This is a genomic window from Qipengyuania flava (assembly GCF_019448255.1).
GTDB lineage: Bacteria > Pseudomonadota > Alphaproteobacteria > Sphingomonadales > Sphingomonadaceae > Qipengyuania > Qipengyuania flava_A.
On the sequence record NZ_CP080410.1, the window covers coordinates 500,481 to 518,985 of the forward strand.

Below are 18,505 nucleotides of genomic sequence, written 5' to 3' on the forward strand. Positions count from 1 at the left end.
TCCCCCGTTTCCCCTTTCTTCACCATGTGACGTTAGGGCGAATCGCGGAAAACTCCAGTGCTGGACGCTGGCAATGATGCACGGGGGGCGCTAGCAAGCGCATCGATGGTTTTATGGGTATGCATTCGCCGATCCGCGTTGAACCGCGCGGAGACAACGCAAATTCCGGGCGCGGCGGCGTGAGCGGCCCGAAGATCCTGCTCGTCATCGGCGGCGGCATCGCGGCCTACAAGTCGTGCGAGCTCGTCCGCCTGATCCGCAAGGCGGGCGGCTCTGTCACCTGCGTGCTGACCGAAGGCGGGCAGCAGTTCGTCACCCCCATGGCGCTTGCCGCGCTCAGTGAGAACAAGGTCTATACCTCGCTGTTCGATCTCAAGGACGAGGTCGAGATGGGGCATATCCAGCTCAGCCGCGAGGCCGACCTTGTGGTCGTGTGCCCGGCGACGGCCGACCTGCTGGCCAAGATGACCGCGGGGATTGCCGACGACCTTGCAACCACGCTCATCCTCGCCACCGACAAGCCCGTTCTGACCGTTCCGGCGATGAACGTGAAGATGTGGGAAAACCCCGCCACCCAGCGCAACGCCGACTGGCTGCGCCAGGCCGGCGTCGCTGTGATGGACCCGGACGAAGGCCCGATGGCCTGCGGCGAATTCGGCCCCGGCCGGATGCCCGAACCGCCCGCGATCCTCGCGCGCATCGCCGATGAACTCGATCTCGATATCGAGGTGCCCGAGCTCGTGACGCTCAAGCAGGCCCAGCTCGCCGCGCCCGAACCTGCTGCGGAAGAGGCCGAAGGCGACCTTCACGAAGCGCTTGAACCGGAAGACGGCGAGGAGCTCGAGAAGAGCGGCGGCGGGCTTGGCGGCCTGCTGTCGATGATCATCCCGCGCTCGACCGAGAAGCGCAGCCACGACGAGATCGAAGCCGAACTCGAGGAATTCGAAGAGCTGGACGAGCCCGATATGCTCGGCGCGGAAGACCTGCTCGATGGGCCGGAAGACGATGCGAGTGCCGGCCCAGTGCTGGCGACAAAGGGCAAGGCCTCAGCGGCTCCGCCGACCGATCCGGAAGCGATCAATCACGAGGTGGCGAAGCAGGACAAGCGCGCCATGCCGCAGCCGATCCCCGACGAGGTCGAGACCGAAGAGCTGCTGCCGCAGCCGGTCGCCTTCGAGGACAGCCCGCTGGCCGGCCAGGCCTCGTTCGATCCCGACCCGGAGCACCGCCCGCTTTACGGCAAGCACGTGCTGATCACCGCCGGCCCGACGCGCGAGCCGATCGATCCGGTCCGCTACATCGCCAACCGGTCGAGCGGGAAGCAGGGCTTTGCCATTGCCGCCATGGCCGCAGCCGCCGGCGCGCGCGTGACGCTGATTGCGGGCCCGGTGCACCTGCCGACGCCGGTGGGTGTCGACCGCATCGATGTCGAGACCGCCGACGACATGGCCGAGGAAGTGCGCCGCGCGCTGCCCGTGGACGTCGCCTTCATGGTGGCCGCCGTCGCCGACTGGAAGAGCAAGCATGTCGCCGGCGAGAAGATGAAGAAGCGCGGCTCTGCCCCGCCGGCGCTGCTCCTTGCCGAGAACCCCGATATCCTCGCCAGCACGGCTGCCGGTCGCAAGCGCCCGACGCTCTTGATCGGCTTCGCTGCCGAGACGGAGAACGTGGTCGAGAACGCCAAGACCAAGCGCAAGCGCAAGGGCGCGGACTGGATCATCGCCAACAATGTGGCCGGCTCGGTCGGCGAGAGCGTAATGGGCGGCGATCTCAACCAGGTGCACATCGTCTCTGCAAACGGTGTCGAAAGCCTTCCCGAAATGCCCAAGGAAGACGTGGCGCGCGAACTCGTTCGCCGCGCGGCCGAGGCCCTCACTCCGGTAGAAGACGAGCATGACTGATACGGTTGGCGTGCGGCTGAAACGCTTGCCGCACGGACACGGTCTCGACCTGCCTGCCTATGCCACCACCGGCGCGGCGGGGATGGACGTGCTTGCGGCGGAAAACGTCACGATCAAGCCCGGCCAGCGCCACGCGGTGGCCACGGGGCTTGCGGTGGCGATCCCCCACGGGTTCGAGATCCAGGTGCGCCCGCGCTCCGGCCTTGCCTTGAAGCACGGCATTACCGTGCCCAACACGCCGGGCACGATCGACAGCGATTATCGCGGCGAGCTGAAGGTGATCCTGATCAACCACGGCGCCGACGACTTTGCGATCCAGCGCGGCGATCGGGTCGCGCAGCTGGTCCTCGCGCCTGTGACGCAGGCCGCTTGGGAAGAGGTCGAGGAACTCGACGACACCGCACGCGGCGAAGGCGGCTTCGGCTCGACTGGCGGGCACTCCAAGCTCTGACCGCTTGACGCTGGCGCACGTGGGGCGCTAGCCAGCCGGTATCGCATCCGCGAACCTTAGGAATTTATGTTCGAGATTGTCATCCGCTGAGCCGCCCGGCCCGCATTTCATGCGGGAAGGGCTGACGTGCGCGCCGTGCAGCAAGGATTGCTGCGCCGCACCCCATGCCAGCGTATGGACATTCCAGACAGTGAACATCTCGAAATACGAGCAGCGCGTGTTGCACGCGCTCGCACAAGGCGGACGGATTGAATTCCTCCGCAACCAAAACGGCCGCGTCGAAGTGGTCGATTGCTTCAACCGCGAAGGCTTCCGCCTTGCCGATTGCACGCTCCCTGTGTTCGATCGGCTTCGCAAACGCCGGCTGATCCGCAGCCGGGGCGGGCGGCCCTATCGCATCACCCGCGAAGGGCTGGCGGCGGTCCGGGCTCAGCTCGACAACCGCTAGCGCATAGCCAAGACAAAAAGGGCGACCCGATCCAGCGGCCGCCCTTACTTGTTCTCCCGTCCGGGTGACGCCCCTAGCGTTCGACCCGCCGGACCGTGGTCTTTTCCGGTGCGATCGAGATGCGCAGCGTTTCGCCCGAATTGCCGGGGAAGTCGGTGAACATCGCTTCGACCAGGTTCGGGACGAGGTACTGCAGGCGGTTCGAGGTCGACATCGCCTGCGCCTTGCCTTCGAACAGGCGCTCGCCGGTCGCGGCGCGGTCGATCTTCAGGTCGATGCCGCTGGTGTAGACGGTGGTGCTGCGCACTTCGGGGCCGCCGAACCAGGGGTCGTAGAAGCCATAGCCCCAGCGGCTGCCGACGTAATGCGGGCGGAAGGGGCGCAGGCGCGAGCGGTAGCCCCAGCGCGAGCGGTAGGGATAGCCATACCAGGGCTCGTAGAAGGGGTCGGAGAAGCCCGTCGTGCGAAGTTTCTCACGGCCCTTGTCGACGCCGTAGTCGAAACGCACCAGCAGCGAGGCGGCCTCCGCGCTGGTCGCCTGCGCGTAGCCCAGGCGCGCCATCTCGGCTTCCACGAGGTCGGCGTATTGCGAAAACTCGAGACCGCCGGCGAGGGCCGGGTCGTCGGCGACGACGAAATAGCTTTCGCCCTGCGGCGCGGGAAGCTGCGCCTGGAAGCGCGAAACATCGGCCTGGAACGGCGTGGCGCAGGCGGAAAGGCCTGCAAGGAAGATAGGTGCGGCGGCGAGCTTTACGGTGCGCCCCCAACCCTTTGCCCGGTTGGTCATGCTCTGTCCTTCGTTGTTCTGTCCTTGCCTATCACGGTTCGCCCCGATTGCGCAGTCCATTGCTTCGGAGGGACAGACAGGCGGCAAGTGTCGTGGGCATTAGACGAGCGGGCATGAACCCGGATTGAATGTCCGGATTCACATTTGTTGTAACCATTCAAAGGGCTTAGCGGACGAGGCCGAGCGCCTTGTAGGTCGCGTTCAGCGTGTCGCTTCCCGCTTCGCGTGCCTGCGCCGCGCCGCGGGCGAGGATCGCGTCGAGCGCCTCTCCATCAGCCAGAAGCTCGGTAAATCGGGCCGAGATCGGAGCGAGCGATTCCACCAGCACCTCGCCCAGCGCCGGCTTGAACGCACCGAAGCCCTGCCCGCCGAAATCGCCCAGGATCTCGTCGACACCGCGGCCCGAAAGCGCCGAATAGATCGTCACGAGGTTGAGTGCCTCGGGACGGTCCTCGAGACCCTTGGCCTCGCTCGGCAGGGGTTCGGGATCGGTCTTGGCCTTCTTCACCTTCTTCATGATCGTATCGGCATCGTCGGTGAGGCTGATGCGGCTCATTTCCGAAGGGTCCGACTTGCTCATCTTCGCGGTGCCGTCGCGCAGGCTCATGATGCGCGCGGCGGCGGGCGGAATGTAAGGCTCGGGCAGGGTGAAGAGCGGCGCATCGTCCGGGCAGAAGTCGTTGTTGAACTTCTGCGCGATGTCGCGGGCAAGCTCCAGGTGCTGCTTCTGGTCTTCGCCCACCGGCACGTGGGTGGCCTGGTACAGCAGCACGTCCGCAGCCTGCAGCACGGGATAGGTGAACAGCGCGACCGACTGGCCTTCGCGGTTCTTGCCGGCCTTGTCCTTCCACTGGGTCATGCGGTTGAGCCAGCCCATGCGCGCCGTGCCGTTCAGCAGCCATTGCAGCTCGGCATGGGCGGGGACCTGCGCCTGGTTGAACAGCACGGTCTTGGCAGGATCGACGCCGCAGGCGACCAGAGTTGCGACCATCTCGCGCGTGTTCTGCGACAGTTCGGCCGGGTCATGCGGCTGCGAGATGGCGTGCAAATCGGCGAGGAAGATGAAGCACTGACCGCCCGATGCGTGCGCTTCGTCCTGCAGCTTCACATAGTTGACGATCGCGCCAAGGTAGTTGCCGAGGTGCGGCTTTCCGGTGGGCTGGATGCCCGAAACGACTCTCATGGGAATACTCACTTGTAGACTGGATGGGACTGGCCGGTTGGCTAGCCGGATTGGAAATCTCTGGTCAGGAGCGTCCAAGCCATCGCCAGGCCGCCCGCCCACGCAGCAGGAAGCGCGCCGGGGCTGAACGGATCGAGAGGCGGGTGTCAGTCATTGTGTGCGGCCTTAGCACAGGCGCTTCAGCTGGCAAGATCGTCGGGCTTTTCGGCCGCGCCGCGCCGGGTCAGTGCCGCGACGCGCTGTCGGTCGATCGCGCCGACAGCAAAGGCAATGCCGAAATAGACCACGGCGGCGGCAGCCACCAAGGCGAGCAGCGCGCCCAGCCGTTCGAACAGTCCGGCCGAGTACCAGCCGCTCAGTAGGTCGCGGGTGTAAAACAGGGCGGCGCCCATGGCCGCGGCGGCGAGAACCTGGCGCGCGATCCGCAGCAGCAGAACGCCCGGAATGCGGTAGTGCCCGCGCTTAGCCAGCACGACCAGCAGGAAGGCAACGTTGATCCACGCGCCGATCACGCTTGCATAGGCGACGCCGATCAGGCCCAGCGTAGTCAGGACGGAAGCGCTGACGGTTATGAACACGCCGAGCGAAATGAACGCCGCGACCACCGGTGTACGAGTGTCGGCACGGGCGTAGAAATTGGGCACCAGCACCTTCACCAGCACATAGGCCGGCAACCCCATCACCAGCGCGGCGAGCACGTTGCCGGCAATCGCTGCATCGGCGAGCGTGAAGCGTCCGCCCTGGAAGATCATAGTGACGAAAGGCTCCGCGCACACCGCAAGTGCAACCGCGGCCGGGATCGTCAGCAGCATCGAGAGCTCGATCGCGTCGGACTGGATGCGGTCGGCCCCTTCCTTGTTGTTCCCCCCTACGAACTTGGACAGCGTCGGCAGGATCGCGGTCGATAGGGCAATGCCGATGATGCCGAGCGGGAGCTGGTTCAGCCGGTCGGCGTAATTCATGTAGCTCACCGCGCCGGCGTCCAGCTGGTTGAGGAAGTAGAGCTGGACGAGCGTGTTGATCTGGTAGGCGCCGCCGCCGATTGCTGCGGGCAGGGCGATGATCGAGAGGCGTTTCACCTCGGGCGTGATGCGCGGCCACAGGAGCCGCGGGCGGAAGCCTTCGACCCGGCTCCAGTAATAGAGCCAGGCTAGCTGGAGAACGCCGCCCCCGGTGACCGCCCAGGCCACCCCGTAGGCGACCTGTTCTATGGTGAGACCGGCGGTTGCGATGAGGTATTCCCCGGTCAGCAGGGCGGCGATCAGCACGAGGTTCAGGATGATCGGGAAGCTGGCTCCGGGCGCAAAGCGGCTTACGGAATTCAGCATGCCGGTGAACAGCGTCACCAGGCTGACCAGCACGATGTAGGGGAACATGATCCGCGCGAAGGTCACGGCCATGTCGAACTGGGCAGGGTCGACCGGTTTCTCGGCCAGGACCCAGATGACGCCCGGCATGGCCAGCATCATCACCCCGCACAGCGCGATGAGGACCGGCAGGAACACGCTCAGCACATCGTCGGAAAAGCTGCGCGCGTCGTCGAGGCCGCCTTCGCCATGCAGGCGCTTGGAGAACATCGGCACGAAGGCGGCCGAAAACGCGCCTTCCGCGAACAGGCGGCGGAAGACGTTGGGAATGATGAAGGCCTGGAACCAGGCGTCGGTGACGGCATTGGCGCCGAGGACGCGCGAGAAGATCATCTCGCGCGCCATCCCGGCGACGCGGCTGACCATGGTCAGCCCGCCGATGGTCCCGACGTGCCTCAGCAGGCTCATACGCTAGAGCCCCCGGCGCTCAGGCGCTCAGGCGTCGCCAGCCGGCGGGGTCGCACCCGCGCCCTGCTGCTGTTCGGCGGCCCGTGCGGCCAGCTGCTGCTGGTAAAGCGAGCCGAAGTCGACCGGGTCGAGCATCAGCGGCGGGAAGCCCAGATCGCGCGTGGCGTCGGCAACGACGCGGCGGGCGAAGGGGAACAGCATGCGCGGTGCTTCTGCAAAGAGGAAGGCGTGCGCTGCATCGTCGGGCAGGTTGCGCATGCCCATCAGGCCGCAATACTCGAGGTCGACGAGGTAAAGATTGCCTTGGCTCGTCTTGGCGGTGCAGGTGACCTTCAGCGAGACTTCGTGAACGTCGTCGGCGATCTTGTCGGCGCCGATGTTGAACTGCACGTCAAGCTGCGGCTGTTCGTTCCACTGGTAACACTGCGGAGCGTTCGGGTTCTCGACCGACATGTCCTTGATGTACTGCGAGATCACGCCGGCGCTGGGCTGGGTGTCGGCGCCGTTTGCGCCGGCTGCGGGATCCGGGTTGAGGTTGGTGAGAACGTCGCCTTCGTCGGCCATGTCTAGTCGCTTTCCAATTATCCGATTTCGGGTGCCCGGATCGCAAGCGCGCTGCTTGGCCGGGCCATCGGAGCGCGCGCCTAGCACTCTCAGGCGCGCGTAGCAATGCGCTCGCCCCATACCTCCACGCCCTGCCGCGCAAGCAGAGATTGTTCATCGCAGGAACATTGTCGGTTTGTAATTCTTCCCTATCTAGGGCAGGACAGATGTTGGATTGCCGCGGGCGTTTCGCGCCCGATTGGCCAAGTTGGGAAGCAGGTTAGTTACGTGATCACCGAGATCGTCATCCTCGCCATGATCGCAGCCTTTCTGGGGCTGCGGCTCTATTCGGTGCTCGGTCGCCGTTCTGAGCATGAGGAAGAGGTTATTCCCCACCGTTTCGAACGCAGCGAAGCGCCGCCGCAGGTGGACGCCGCGCCGCGCCCCGTGCGCCAGCCGGTCACGCTGCGTCCGGGTGATGATCGCGCACCTGCCAACGAAGCCGGCGTTCGCGCCATTGCGGCAGCCGATGGCGGTTTTGACCTGCTCGGCTTCCTCGAAGGCGCGAAGGGCGCTTACGGCATGATCCTCGAAGCCTTCTGGAAGGGCGACAAGGAAACCCTGCGCGAACTGACCGACGACGATGTCTACGAAAGCTTCGCCGGCGCGATTGATGCGCGCGAGGCTGCGGGCGAGACGCTCGACAACCGGCTCATCCGGATCGAGGATGCAACCGTTCGCAGCGCGCAGCTGGACGGCCGCACCGCCCGGATCGCAGTCCTGTTCGTGGCCGACATCGCAGCCGTTACGCGCGATGCCGATGGCGCAGTGATCGCCGGATCGCTCGACGATGCGATCGAAAGCCGCGACGTGTGGACGTTCATGCGCAATGTCGATGCCGCCGATCCGAACTGGATTCTCGACGAAACCGACGAGGGCTGACGCCCGCTAACACGCGCGGGGAGGGACCATGCGCAAGCTTACGGCAATTGCGGCCACTTTGATGCTGGCCGCCTGTATCCGTGTCGTCCCCGAAAGCCAGCCGCCCCGCACCGCGAACCCGGTCCCGCCGGCAACGCAGGCCGTGGACAGCGCGGCCTTCGCGCCGCTTGCACGGGGCGCTGCGGTGGGCTCGCTCGGCATTTCATCGGGCGATGCGGGCACGGCGCTCGTGTCCTTCATTGAATCCTGCCCCAAGATCCTGACGCGCGAAGATGCGAGCGGGCTGACCTACGGCGAGGACTGGCGCCCGGCCTGCGAGGCGGCTGTCGACTGGCCGCTGTCCGATGCTCGCCGTTTCTTCACGAGCTACTTCGAAACCGCGCAGGTTGCGGGCGGGGACGCCTTCGCCACCGGCTATTACGAGCCGGAAATCCGCGGCAGCCGGACCCGCATGCCGGGCTATGACGTACCGGTTTATGCCATGCCGCCCGAACTCATTCGCGCCTGGCCTGCCGACACGCCGGAAAACGAGCGGACCGGGCGACCGCCGCTTGGCCGCTACGACGCCAGCGGCAATTTCGTCCTCTATTACGAGCGCGCCGAGATCGAGCAGGGCGCGCTCGCCAATCGGGGCTTGGAAATTGCCTGGGCCGCCGACCCGGTGGAGTTCTTTTTCCTCCAGATCCAGGGCTCGGGCCTGCTGCGCCTGCCGGACGGTTCGCTCATGCGGATCGGCTATGCGGGGCAGAACGGGCGCGAATATGTCGGCATTGGCCGGGTGATGCGCGAGCGCGGGATGATCGGCGACGGCACGCCCTACGCCACCTCGATGCAGGGCATCATGGCCTATATCCGCGACAATCCCAAAGAGGGCGCCGAGGTCATGCGGCTCAACAAGAGCTGGATCTTCTTCCGCGAACTCGACACCGACGGTCCGCTGGGCTCGCTCGGTGTGCCGGTGCGGCGCGAAGCCTCTGTCGCGGTCGATCCCAAGTTCGTGCCCTATGGCGCGCCGGTCTTCCTCGACCTGGAGCATGACGTCGCCGACGGCCTGTGGATCGCACAGGATACGGGCGGGGCGATCAAGGGCGCAAACCGCTTCGATACCTTCTGGGGGAATGGCGACGATGCCCGCCAGATCGCAGGCGGCATGAGCTCGCGCGGGACCGCGCAGATATTGCTGCCGCGCGGAACGATCCAGCGCCTCGAAGCGCGGCGGTGAGCTCGCCGCGGGGCCTCTCGGCGGAAGAAGCGCAAGCCTGGGAAAAGCTGGCCGCCACGGTCCGGCCGCTCCATCCCCTGCGCCCAAAGCAGCCGCTTCCGGTCCACCCCGCGCAGCCCCCGGCGCCGCGTAAACCCAAAGCGCGTGCCGTTCCTCAAGCCAGGCCCAAGCCTCCCGTTCCCGCGCCCTCACCGGCACCGGTACCCGTGCAGGATCGCGGGCTCGATTCGCATTGGGACCGGCGCCTCAAATCGGGCGCCCTGCAGCCCGAACTGACGCTCGACCTGCATGGGCACAATCTCGATGCCGCCTATGATCGACTGATGAGCGGCATAGCGCAGGCGCGCGCCATGGGGGTGCGGACTATCCTGCTCGTAACGGGCAAACCGAGGCCCGTGGAAGCGGCCGATCGAGGCGAGAGGCGCGGGGCAATCCGCGCCAAGGTGCTCGACTGGCTGGCAGCCTCCAGCCACCATTCGGCCATTGCCGCGGTCCGCCGCGCGCACCAGCGCCACGGCGGTGACGGCGCGCTCTACATCGTGCTCAAGCGCGAGCGCTGAGGCGGCGCTTGATCGCCATCAGGAGGGCTCCGACCAGCAGGAAGAACAGCGCCAGCCCGACGATGTTCACGGCAAGCTGGCCCCAGCCGAGCGCGCCCGCGTCGAGGAAGAAGTAGGCGTAGAAGCCCGAATGGGCGCCATAGCCAAGCGCGAAGACAGCATAGGCGACCGGTGCAACCATGACGGCGGGCAGGGCGCCCCAACCCGCGCGGGGCTGGGCGGCCCAGAAGAACCACCACAGGATCGTCGCAGCGGGCACCAGCGTGTGGTGGAACTGGTTCGTCACCCGGTCGAGCCCGACGGGTTGGTGGTCGCCAGAGAGCAGCGCCCAGTAGACCGCGCCGACAATCGCGAGCGCCGTGGCAAGCGCGTGCAGGATGGCTGGTGGCACGCGGCGACCCAGCGCAACCAGTCCCAGCACGATACCGGCGGCAAGATTGCTCCAGATGGTGAAGAAGCGCAGCAGCAGGCCCGCAGCAACCAACGGGGTTCCATCTCGGTCGAGATTGAGTGTCGTTTGGAGGGCCAGCGCCCCTAGTGCCGAAAGGGCAATGACACCGGCGACAATGCGCGCGGTGCCGGAGTAGTTTTGACCCATAGCTTCAAGACCTGTGATGCTGCGCGGTAAACCACGGACAAATAAGAAAAAAGCCCCCGACGCTAGGTCGGGGGCCCTCGGTGGACGACCAGCCAGGCCGTCTGACCTCTAATTATGGTACTTTTTGTAACAAATGTCAAAGCGATCCGCGTCCATGACCTTGGTCCAGGCCTTGACGAAATCGTCGACGAACTTCTGCTCGTTTCCGTTCTCGGCATAGACCTCGGCAATGGCGCGCAGCTGCGAGTTCGAACCGAACACGAGATCGGTGCGCGTGGCGCGCCACTTCTCGGTGCCGCTGGCCCGGTCGCGTCCGACGAACTCCTCGTCGCCGCTCTCGTCGACCACTTCCCAGACCGTGCCCATTTCGAGCAGGTTGGTGAAGAAGTCGTTCGACAGCACGCCCGGCTTGTCGGTGAGGACGCCGATGCTGTTGCCGTGCTGGCTGTGCTTGGTGACCGCGCCGAGTGCCCGCATGCCGCCCAGGAGGACAGTCATTTCGGGCATGGTCAGGCCGAGCAGGTGCGCCCGGTCGACCAGCATGTCCTCGGTCTTCACCGAAGCCTTGGTCTTGAGGTAGTTGCGGAAGCCATCGGCGAAGGGTTCGAGCGGCTCGAAGCTTTCGGCGTCGAACTGGTCTTCGGTGGCATCGCCGCGTCCGGTGGTGACATCGACGCTGACGTCGAAGCCGCCATCCTTGGCCGCCTTCTCGATCGCGGCCGCGCCGCCCAGCACGATGGCATCAGCCATCGAGATGTCGCCGCGCAGTTCGTCGAGCTTGGCGAGCACGCCGCCCAGCTCTTCGGGATCGTTGACCGCCCAGTTCTTGACCGCATCGAAGCGGATGTGCGCACCGTTGGCGCCGCCGCGATGGTCCGAATTGCGGTAGGTCGAGGCCGAAGCCCAGGCTGCCTTGACCAGCGCGCTGACCGACAGGCCGCTATCGAGCACGGCCTTCTTGAAGTCGGCGACGGCGCTGTCCGACGGAGTGGTGCCTTCGGGGATCGGATCCTGCCAGATCAGGTCCTCTTCGGGCACTTCGGGGCCGAGGTAACGGACCTTGGGACCCATGTCGCGGTGGCACAGCTTGAACCACGCGCGGGCGAAGGCATCGTCGAGCGCGGCCTGGTCGTTGAGGAACTTCTCCGAAATCTTGCGGTATTCCGGATCGCGCTTCAGCGCCATGTCGGCCGTGGTCATCATCGTCGGGACCTTCTTGGACGGATCGCGCGCGTCGGGCGCCATGTCCTCGGGGTCCGGGTTGATCGGCTGCCACTGATTGGCACCGGCCGGGCTCTGCACGAGTTCGTAGTCGTACTTGAACAGCAGACGGAAATAGTCGCCGCCCCACTGCGTCGGGTTCGGCGTCCAGGCGCCTTCGATGCCCGAAGTGGTAATGTGACCCTTGCCGATTTCCTCGGGGTCGGTCAGCCAGCCGAAGCCCATGGTGTGAAGGTTTTCGCCTTCCGGAGCCTGGCCGAAGGTGTCGGAGGGCTTGGCACCATGCGCCTTGCCGAAGGCATGACCGCCGGCGGTCAGGGCGACGGTTTCCTCGTCGTTCATGGCCATGCGGGCGAAGGTTTCGCGCATGTCGCGCGCCATGCCTTCTGCGTCATGCGGGTTGCCGCCGGGGCCTTCCGGATTGACGTAGATGAGGCCCATCTGGATCGCCGCGAGCGGGTTTTCCAGCGCCATGCCTTCCTGCGGCTGAATGCGGGTTTCTGCGCCCGTATCGACCCAAAGCTCTTCGGTGCCCCAGTAAACCGTTTCCGGCTCGAACACGTCGGCACGGCCGCCGCCGAAGCCGAACACCGGGCCGCCCATCGATTCGATGGCGACGTTGCCGGTGAGGATGAAGAGGTCGGCCCAGCTGATGTGCTTGCCGTACTTCTGCTTGATCGGCCACAGCAGGCGGCGGGCCTTGTCGAGGTTCCCGTTGTCGGGCCAGCTGTTGAGCGGGGCAAAGCGCTGCTGCCCGCTGCCCGCACCGCCGCGACCATCGCCCGTGCGATAGGTGCCGGCGGCGTGCCACGCCATGCGGATGAAGAACGGGCCGTAGTGGCCGTAGTCTGCCGGCCACCAATCCTGGCTGTCGGTCATGAGCGCGGTGAGGTCGGCCTTGAGCGCGTTGTAGTCGAGCGCGTTGAAGGCTTCGCAATAGTCGAAATCCTCGCCCATTGGGTCGGGGCTGCGCCCGCCCTGCTGGAGGATGTCGAGCTGCAGCTGGTCGGGCCACCAATCGCGGTTGGTGCGGCCCAGCAGGCTGCGGACCCCGCCGTCGCCGTGGAAGGGGCAGCCGCTCATTTCACCTGTCTTGGCATCCATTATCTGTCTCTCCTCTCAATCGAGACTCGCTGAAATCTGTGATGGATGAGGAGATGCGCCTTTTGATGTAATTCGTCCAATCGATTAATTGCGTGGAATTGATTGGATTAGGCGATGATGTGGTGAGGCGTGCCCCAGATGCGAAAAGCGCCGCCATCCCGTTGGAATGACGACGCTTTCGTGACTGATCTGTGTCAAATTCAGGCGGCCTGGGCGATGTCCTCGGCCGGTTCGGTGCGGATCAGGTAATCGAAGGCCGACAGGCCCGCTTTCGAGCCTTCGCCCATCGCCACGACGATCTGCTTGTAGGGCACATCGGTTACATCGCCCGCGCCGAAGACACCGGGCAGGTTGGTGCGGCCTTCCTCGTCGGTGACGATCTCGCCGAACTTAGTGAGCTCGAGGCCCGATTCCTGCAGCCATTCGGTGTTCGGGACGAGGCCGATCTGGACGAACACGCCTTCAAGCTCGATCCGGCGTTCCTCGCCCGATGCGCGGTCCTTGAGGACGAGACCGTTGACCTTGCCATCGGCGCCGGTGATTTCCGTCGTCTGGCCGCTGGTGACGATCTCGACATTGGGCATCGAATGCAGCTTTGCCTGCAGCACCTCGTCGGCGCGCAGCTTGGCGTCGTACTCGATCAGCGTGACGTGACCGACGATCTTGGCGAGGTCGATCGCCGCCTCGACGCCCGAATTGCCGCCACCGATCACCGCGATGCGCTTGCCCTTGAACAGCGGGCCATCGCAGTGCGGGCAGTAGGCGACGCCCTTGTTGCGGTATTCCGCCTCACCGGGGACGCCGAGGTTGCGCCAGCGCGCGCCGGTCGCAAGGATCAGGCTGCGCGCCTTGAGGCTCGCGCCGTTACCGAGCTCGACCGTGTGGAGCCCGCCTTCTTCCTTCGCCGGGACAAGCTTTACTGCCTTTGCGAGGTCCATCAGGTCGATGTCGTATTCGCCGACGTGGCGCTTGAGTTCACCGGCCAGCTTCGGCCCTTCGGTGTAGGGCGTGCCGGGCAGGTTTTCGATGCCGAGCGTGTCGTGCAGCTGGCCGCCGAAGCGTTCGGCCGCGATGCCGGTACGAAAGCCCTTGCGGGCGGTATAGATAGCGCTCGCCGCGCCAGCCGGACCGCCGCCGATCACGAGCACCTCGAACGGATCCTTGGCGCTCAGCTTCTCGGCCGCCTTTTCCTCGCTGCCAGTGTCCAGCTTCGCGAGGATCTCGGCCAGTTCCATCTTGCCGTTGTAGAAGGGCTCGCCGTTCAGGAAGGTGGCGGGGACGGCCATGACGTCGCGGCTGTCGACCTCGTCCTGGAAGGTGCCGCCCTCGATCAGCGTCGCCGTGATGCGCGGATTTTCCAGCGCCATCAGGGTGAGGGCCTGCACCACGTCGGGGCAGTTGTGGCACGAGAGCGAGAAATACATCTCGAAATTGAAATCGCCTTCGAGCCCGCGAACCTGTTCGAGCAGGTCGGCGTCGACCTTGGGCGGATGTCCACCGGCCCACAGCAGCGCGAGCACGAGCGAAGTGAACTCGTGACCCATCGGCAGGCCGGCAAAGCGGACCCACTTTTCCGCATCGCTTGCGCGGCGGATCACGAAACTGGGCTTTCGCGTGTCGGTGCCGTCGAAGCTGGCGCTGACGTAATCGTGCAGCGCAGCGATTTCCTCCAGCAGTTCGCGCGTCTGCGCGCTCTTGGCGTCGTCACCTAGCGAGGCGACGAGTTCGACCGGCTCGCGCAGATTGGCGAGGTAGGTCTTGAGTTGCTGGGTCATCGTTGCGTCGAGCATGGGCGGACTCCGGGCGTCGAGTGGGTGGAAGGCTTGAAAATTTCCGGGAGGGAAAAGGCCCGGGGCGGGGGGGAGGGGGAGCCCCGGGCCTTCCAGCGACCCGAGTTCTTGAGCTCGGGCTTTTGTACGGGCGGCGCTAGGCCGCCCGATCTGTCTTGCAGCTGAACCGCTTAGATCTTGCCGACGAGGTCGAGCGAGGGAGCCAGCGTGTCGCTGCCTTCTTCCCAGGCTGCCGGGCAAACCTGGCCGGGGTTGGCGCGGACGTACTGGGCGGCCTTGATCTTGCGGGCCAGTTCGTTGGCGTTGCGGCCGACGCCTTCGCAGGTCTGTTCCATGATCTGGATCACACCGTCCGGATCGACGACGAAGGTTGCGCGGTCGGCAAGGCCGACGCCTTCGCGCAGCACGTCGAAGTTGGTTGCGAGGACGTGGTTCTGGTCACCCAGGAACGGGAACTGCAGCTTGCCGATCTTGTCCGAGGTGTCGTGCCATGCCTTGTGGCTAAAGTGCGTGTCGGTCGACACGGCGTAGACTTCGACGTCCATCTTCTGGAGCATGGCGTACTGCTCGCCGAGGTCTTCCAGTTCGGTCGGGCAGACGAAAGTGAAGTCGGCCGGGTAGAAGAAGAAGACGGCCCACTTGCCCTTAACGTCTTCGTCGGTGACGTCGAAAAAGTCCTTGCCGGCCTGGAAGGCGGTGGCGGTGAACGGTTTGATCTGCGATCCGATGATACCCATGGTTATCTCCAAATAGGGGGTGAAACTGATGGGTGTCAGATAGGGCGTGTTGCGATGCACAAAAGCGATTTTGTGCGATAGCGAACATCGATTTTTTCAATCACACGGCTGGAACTTTCGAAAAGTCCAGCTTTCCGTAGGGTTCAATAGGCAAACAGCCGCTGCAGGCGTGGCCGGATACGGAGAAATCCCCGGTAAAGCCTCTCCAGAACGGACAGCACCAGCCCGTTGCGGGCCAGCAGCCCAAGCGGGCGGAGAATGGGGATGGCGCGCCACATGGCGGCAAAGGCCGCGGCGCCCGATACCACCGTACCGTCCTCGCTTGCGTGGAAGCGGGCCAGCAGATCGGCGTGATCGACCGGGCAGGATTCGGGGGCACCGTCCGCCACATCGACAAAGCGGATCGCACCGCGCCGGTCGAGCCGCTGCAACAGTGCGATTTCGCGCCTGCACAGCGGGCAGGCGCCATCGAACCAGACTGTCAGGTCGCTCGGCATGCTGCTGAGATGGGTGTGCTCAGAACAGGGCGCAAGGACCGGTGTCGGTCAGCCGCATTGCGCGCGGTGCAGCAGTTTGTGATCGGCCAGCACCAGGGCCATCATCGCTTCCACAACCGGCGTGCCGCGAATGCCAACGCAGGGGTCGTGGCGGCCCTTGGTGCGCACTTCGGTCGCCTCGCCATCGCGGGTGATGCTGTCGACGGGCGTGAGGATCGAGCTCGTCGGCTTGAAGGCCACGCGGCACACCACCGGCTGCCCTGTCGAAATGCCTCCCGCAACGCCGCCGGCGTGATTGGCTTCGAAACGCGGACCGTCGTTTCCGGGGCGCATCGGGTCGGCGTTCTGCTCGCCCGTCAGGCGCGCGGCTTCGAACCCGTCGCCGATCTCGATGCCCTTGACCGCGTTGATCGTCATCATTCCTGCGGCAAGGTCGCTGTCTAGCTTGGCGTAGATCGGCGCGCCCCATCCGGCAGGCACTCCCTCGGCCACGCATTCGACCACCGCGCCGAGCGAGGAACCCGCCTTGCGTGCCTCGTCGACCAGTTTCTCCCAGCGCTTTGCCGCCTCTGCGTCGGGACACCAGAAGGGATTGCGCTCGATTTCCTCGGCATCGAAATTGGCCAGATCGATCCGGTCACCGCCGATTTCGGCCACATAGGCGAGGATCGAGACCTCGGGGATGATCTTGCGCGCCACCGCGCCCGCCGCCACGCGCATCGCCGTCTCGCGCGCGCTCGACCGCCCGCCGCCGCGATAGTCGCGAAAGCCGTACTTCGCGTCATAGGCGTAGTCGGCGTGGCCGGGCCGGTAGGAGTTGGCGATCTCGGAGTAATCTTTCGAACGCTGGTCCGTGTTCTCGATCAGCAGGCTGACCGGCGTGCCGGTCGTTTTGCCTTCGAACACGCCCGACAGGATGCGGACCGCGTCCGGCTCCTTGCGCTGGGTGGTGAACTTGTTCTGCCCGGGTTTCCGCGCATCGAGGAAGGGCTGGATGTCCTCTTCCGAAAGGGCGATGCTCGGCGGGCACCCGTCGACCACCGCGCCGATCGCGGGGCCGTGGCTTTCGCCCCAGGTTGTAAAGCGCAATGCGCGTCCGAAGGTATTCCAGCTCATGGATTGGCCTCATGCCCGCAACTGTGGGGCGCTGTCCATTGTGACTGGACCAATCTTGTCTTGTGCCGCAAGAACAAACCATGATTGCGAAGCTGAAAGGCCTGCTCGACGAAACCGGTAGCGACTGGGCGGTGATCGACGTTTCGGGCGTCGGCTATCTCGTCCATTGCTCGACCAAGACGCTCGCCGCGCTGGGCGAGGTGGGAGAGGCTTGCACCGTCTACACCGACCTGCAGGTGAGCGAGAACGATATGCGCCTGCTGGGCTTTGCCGAAGCGGCCGAGCGTGACTGGTTCCGCCTGCTCACGCAGGTGCAGGGCGTCGGGTCCAAGGTTGCGCTTGCGATCCTTTCCGCCCTGTCGACCGGCGAGGTGCAGCAGGCCTGCGCCAACGGCGATGCGGCGATGGTCGCGCGGGCAAACGGCGTCGGGCCGAAACTGGCCGGGCGCATCGTCAACGAGCTGAAGGACAAGGCCGGCGCGCTGCCGGGCGGCGGCGGGACGGCTGGCGCTCCGGCGGCTCCTGCAGGCGGGGCAAGCGCCGATGCGGTCAGCGCGCTCGAAAACCTCGGCTTCAAGCCGGCCGTTGCCGCCCGCGCGGTCGCGGCGGCACAAAGTGAGTTGGGAGACGGCGCGAGCGAGGGCGACCTCATCCGCGTCGCGTTGAAGAGAGCAGCGGGATGACCACCAGAACGGCAACATGCCAATGCGGGCAGCTTTCGGCGACATGTCGGGGCGAACCTGCGCGCGTTTCCGTGTGCCATTGCCTCGATTGCCAGAAACGCAGCGGCTCTTCCTTTGCGGCACAGGCGCGGTTTGCATCGGACGACGTGGTGTTCACAGGCGAGAACAGCAGCTGGCAGCGCAAGGGTGATGATGGTGGGGCGATCACAACGCATTTCTGCCCGACCTGCGGGTCGACCGTGTGGTTCACCCACGACCGGCAAGCCGATCTCGTCGCGGTGGCCGTGGGCGCTTTTGCCGATCCGGATTTCCCCGCGCCCGCCTTCTCTGTCTATGAAGAGCGCAAGCACAGCTGGGCGCAGATCGCCGGAGAGGGAATTGAGCATTATGACTGATCGGCTGCGGCACCTTGTCGCAATCCCGCTGTTCGTGTTGGCAATGCCCCTTGCAGCGCAGGACATGAGCGCGTTCAAGACCGGGCCGGTGTTCGATGACTTCGGCCCGCACGCGCCGGTCGCCGGGGCCGCGGCTGTGCCGGAGGCCACGGAGCTCAGGCACAGTTTCGACGTTTCGGAAGCGGCCAAGAACGGCAAGGCGAACCGCTATATCGAAAGCGCGGCGCGCTTCATCAATATGCACGCGGCCGCCGGCGTAGAGGCGGAGGACATTGCTGTCGCCGTGGTGGTCCATGGCGACGCCTCGATGGACCTGCTGCGTCAAAGCGCCTGGGAGGCCAAGGGCCAGAGCGGTGTCAACGGCAGCCACGCCCTCGTGCGCGACCTGCTCGATGTGGGCGTGCGGGTGATCCTGTGCGGCCAGAGCGCGGCCGCGCATGGCATTACGCCGGACGACCTCATTCCCGGCATCGAAATGGCGCTCTCCGCCATGACCGCCCACGCGCTGCTGCAGCAGGCGGGTTATTCGGTGAACCCGTTTTAAGGGAGACG

The 18,505-nt window shown here is 65.5% G+C and carries 19 protein-coding genes; 9 read left to right on the forward strand and 10 right to left on the reverse strand.

Features of this window, described 5'->3' with window-relative positions; translation table 11 throughout:
* Positions 1-119: 119 nt before the first annotated feature.
* The 3 genes from KUV82_RS02580 (at position 120) to KUV82_RS02590 (ending at position 2,800) form a co-directional block, all read left to right on the forward strand.
* Entirely contained in the window at positions 120-1,901 is a 1,782-nt protein-coding gene (locus tag KUV82_RS02580; protein WP_219956182.1) for a bifunctional phosphopantothenoylcysteine decarboxylase/phosphopantothenate synthase, read from the forward strand.
* Complete coding sequence (gene dut, locus KUV82_RS02585) at positions 1,894-2,352, forward strand: dUTP diphosphatase (RefSeq protein WP_219955347.1); 459 nt, start codon at positions 1,894-1,896, stop codon at positions 2,350-2,352. Before KUV82_RS02580 ends, dut begins: the two co-directional genes overlap by 8 nt.
* Positions 2,353-2,542: 190 nt before the next feature.
* Positions 2,543-2,800: a YjhX family toxin gene (locus KUV82_RS02590; RefSeq protein ID WP_219955348.1), complete on the forward strand. Its 258-nt coding sequence runs from the start codon at positions 2,543-2,545 to the stop codon at positions 2,798-2,800.
* A gap of 73 nt (positions 2,801-2,873) precedes the next feature.
* Here KUV82_RS02590 and KUV82_RS02595 read toward each other — a convergent pair whose 3' ends face one another.
* The 4 genes from KUV82_RS02595 to secB form a co-directional block, all read right to left on the reverse strand.
* On the reverse strand, positions 2,874-3,587 hold the full coding sequence (locus KUV82_RS02595) for a DUF4136 domain-containing protein (RefSeq protein WP_219955349.1): 714 nt from the start codon (positions 3,585-3,587) through the stop codon (positions 2,874-2,876).
* A 166-nt stretch (positions 3,588-3,753) separates the two neighbouring features.
* The gene (trpS, locus tag KUV82_RS02600) at positions 3,754-4,770 is read right to left on the reverse strand and encodes a tryptophan--tRNA ligase (RefSeq protein WP_219955350.1); all 1,017 of its coding nucleotides are present in this window, start codon (positions 4,768-4,770) and stop codon (positions 3,754-3,756) included.
* A gap of 179 nt (positions 4,771-4,949) precedes the next feature.
* Entirely contained in the window at positions 4,950-6,545 is a 1,596-nt protein-coding gene (gene murJ, locus KUV82_RS02605; protein ID WP_219955351.1) for a murein biosynthesis integral membrane protein MurJ, read from the reverse strand.
* Positions 6,546-6,572: 27 nt separating this feature from the next.
* Positions 6,573-7,109: a protein-export chaperone SecB gene (secB, locus tag KUV82_RS02610; protein WP_219955352.1), complete on the reverse strand. Its 537-nt coding sequence runs from the start codon at positions 7,107-7,109 to the stop codon at positions 6,573-6,575.
* Positions 7,110-7,376: 267 nt separating this feature from the next.
* Here secB and KUV82_RS02615 point away from each other — a divergent pair, with 267 nt between their 5' ends.
* From KUV82_RS02615 to KUV82_RS14255, 3 genes are all read left to right on the forward strand, one after another.
* Positions 7,377-8,030 carry a Tim44/TimA family putative adaptor protein gene (locus KUV82_RS02615; protein WP_219955353.1) on the forward strand — a complete coding sequence of 218 codons (654 nt, stop codon included), beginning with the start codon at positions 7,377-7,379 and terminating at the stop codon, positions 8,028-8,030.
* A 28-nt stretch (positions 8,031-8,058) separates the two neighbouring features.
* Complete coding sequence (gene mltA / locus KUV82_RS02620; RefSeq protein WP_219955354.1) at positions 8,059-9,252, forward strand: murein transglycosylase A; 1,194 nt, start codon at positions 8,059-8,061, stop codon at positions 9,250-9,252.
* 206 nt (positions 9,253-9,458) lie between these two features.
* Positions 9,459-9,812, forward strand: coding sequence for a Smr/MutS family protein (locus tag KUV82_RS14255; RefSeq protein WP_309148091.1), 354 nt, complete (start codon positions 9,459-9,461; stop codon positions 9,810-9,812).
* On the opposite strand, the gene KUV82_RS02630 is transcribed toward KUV82_RS14255, so the two are convergent.
* The 6 genes from KUV82_RS02630 to aroC form a co-directional block, all read right to left on the reverse strand.
* A complete protein-coding gene (locus tag KUV82_RS02630) occupies positions 9,796-10,410 on the reverse strand; it encodes a Pr6Pr family membrane protein (RefSeq protein ID WP_219955356.1) in 615 nt (204 codons plus the stop codon). The genes KUV82_RS14255 and KUV82_RS02630 overlap by 17 nt on opposite strands.
* Before the next feature lie 108 nt (positions 10,411-10,518).
* Entirely contained in the window at positions 10,519-12,735 is a 2,217-nt protein-coding gene (gene katG / locus KUV82_RS02635) for a catalase/peroxidase HPI (protein ID WP_219955357.1), read from the reverse strand.
* A gap of 200 nt (positions 12,736-12,935) precedes the next feature.
* Positions 12,936-14,525 carry an alkyl hydroperoxide reductase subunit F gene (gene ahpF, locus KUV82_RS02640; RefSeq protein WP_219955358.1) on the reverse strand — a complete coding sequence of 530 codons (1,590 nt, stop codon included), beginning with the start codon at positions 14,523-14,525 and terminating at the stop codon, positions 12,936-12,938.
* Positions 14,526-14,695: 170 nt separating this feature from the next.
* Positions 14,696-15,262: an alkyl hydroperoxide reductase subunit C gene (gene ahpC, locus KUV82_RS02645; protein ID WP_219955359.1), complete on the reverse strand. Its 567-nt coding sequence runs from the start codon at positions 15,260-15,262 to the stop codon at positions 14,696-14,698.
* 143 nt (positions 15,263-15,405) lie between these two features.
* Complete coding sequence (locus KUV82_RS02650) at positions 15,406-15,759, reverse strand: thiol-disulfide oxidoreductase DCC family protein (RefSeq protein WP_219955360.1); 354 nt, start codon at positions 15,757-15,759, stop codon at positions 15,406-15,408.
* A gap of 48 nt (positions 15,760-15,807) precedes the next feature.
* The gene (gene aroC / locus KUV82_RS02655; protein ID WP_219955361.1) at positions 15,808-16,875 is read right to left on the reverse strand and encodes a chorismate synthase; all 1,068 of its coding nucleotides are present in this window, start codon (positions 16,873-16,875) and stop codon (positions 15,808-15,810) included.
* A gap of 80 nt (positions 16,876-16,955) precedes the next feature.
* On the opposite strand from aroC, the gene ruvA reads away from it, so the two are divergent.
* From ruvA to KUV82_RS02670, 3 genes are read left to right on the forward strand one after another with little or no spacing between them, the layout of a single operon-like run.
* Positions 16,956-17,558 (forward strand): Holliday junction branch migration protein RuvA, encoded by a 603-nt coding sequence (ruvA, locus tag KUV82_RS02660; RefSeq protein WP_219955362.1) that lies wholly within the window; start codon positions 16,956-16,958, stop codon positions 17,556-17,558.
* Positions 17,555-17,953: a GFA family protein gene (locus KUV82_RS02665; RefSeq protein WP_219955363.1), complete on the forward strand. Its 399-nt coding sequence runs from the start codon at positions 17,555-17,557 to the stop codon at positions 17,951-17,953. The genes ruvA and KUV82_RS02665 overlap by 4 nt, the downstream gene beginning before the upstream one ends.
* The gene (locus tag KUV82_RS02670; protein ID WP_219955364.1) at positions 17,946-18,497 is read left to right on the forward strand and encodes a DsrE family protein; all 552 of its coding nucleotides are present in this window, start codon (positions 17,946-17,948) and stop codon (positions 18,495-18,497) included. The genes KUV82_RS02665 and KUV82_RS02670 overlap by 8 nt, the downstream gene beginning before the upstream one ends.
* The last annotated feature ends 8 nt before the right edge of the window (positions 18,498-18,505 follow it).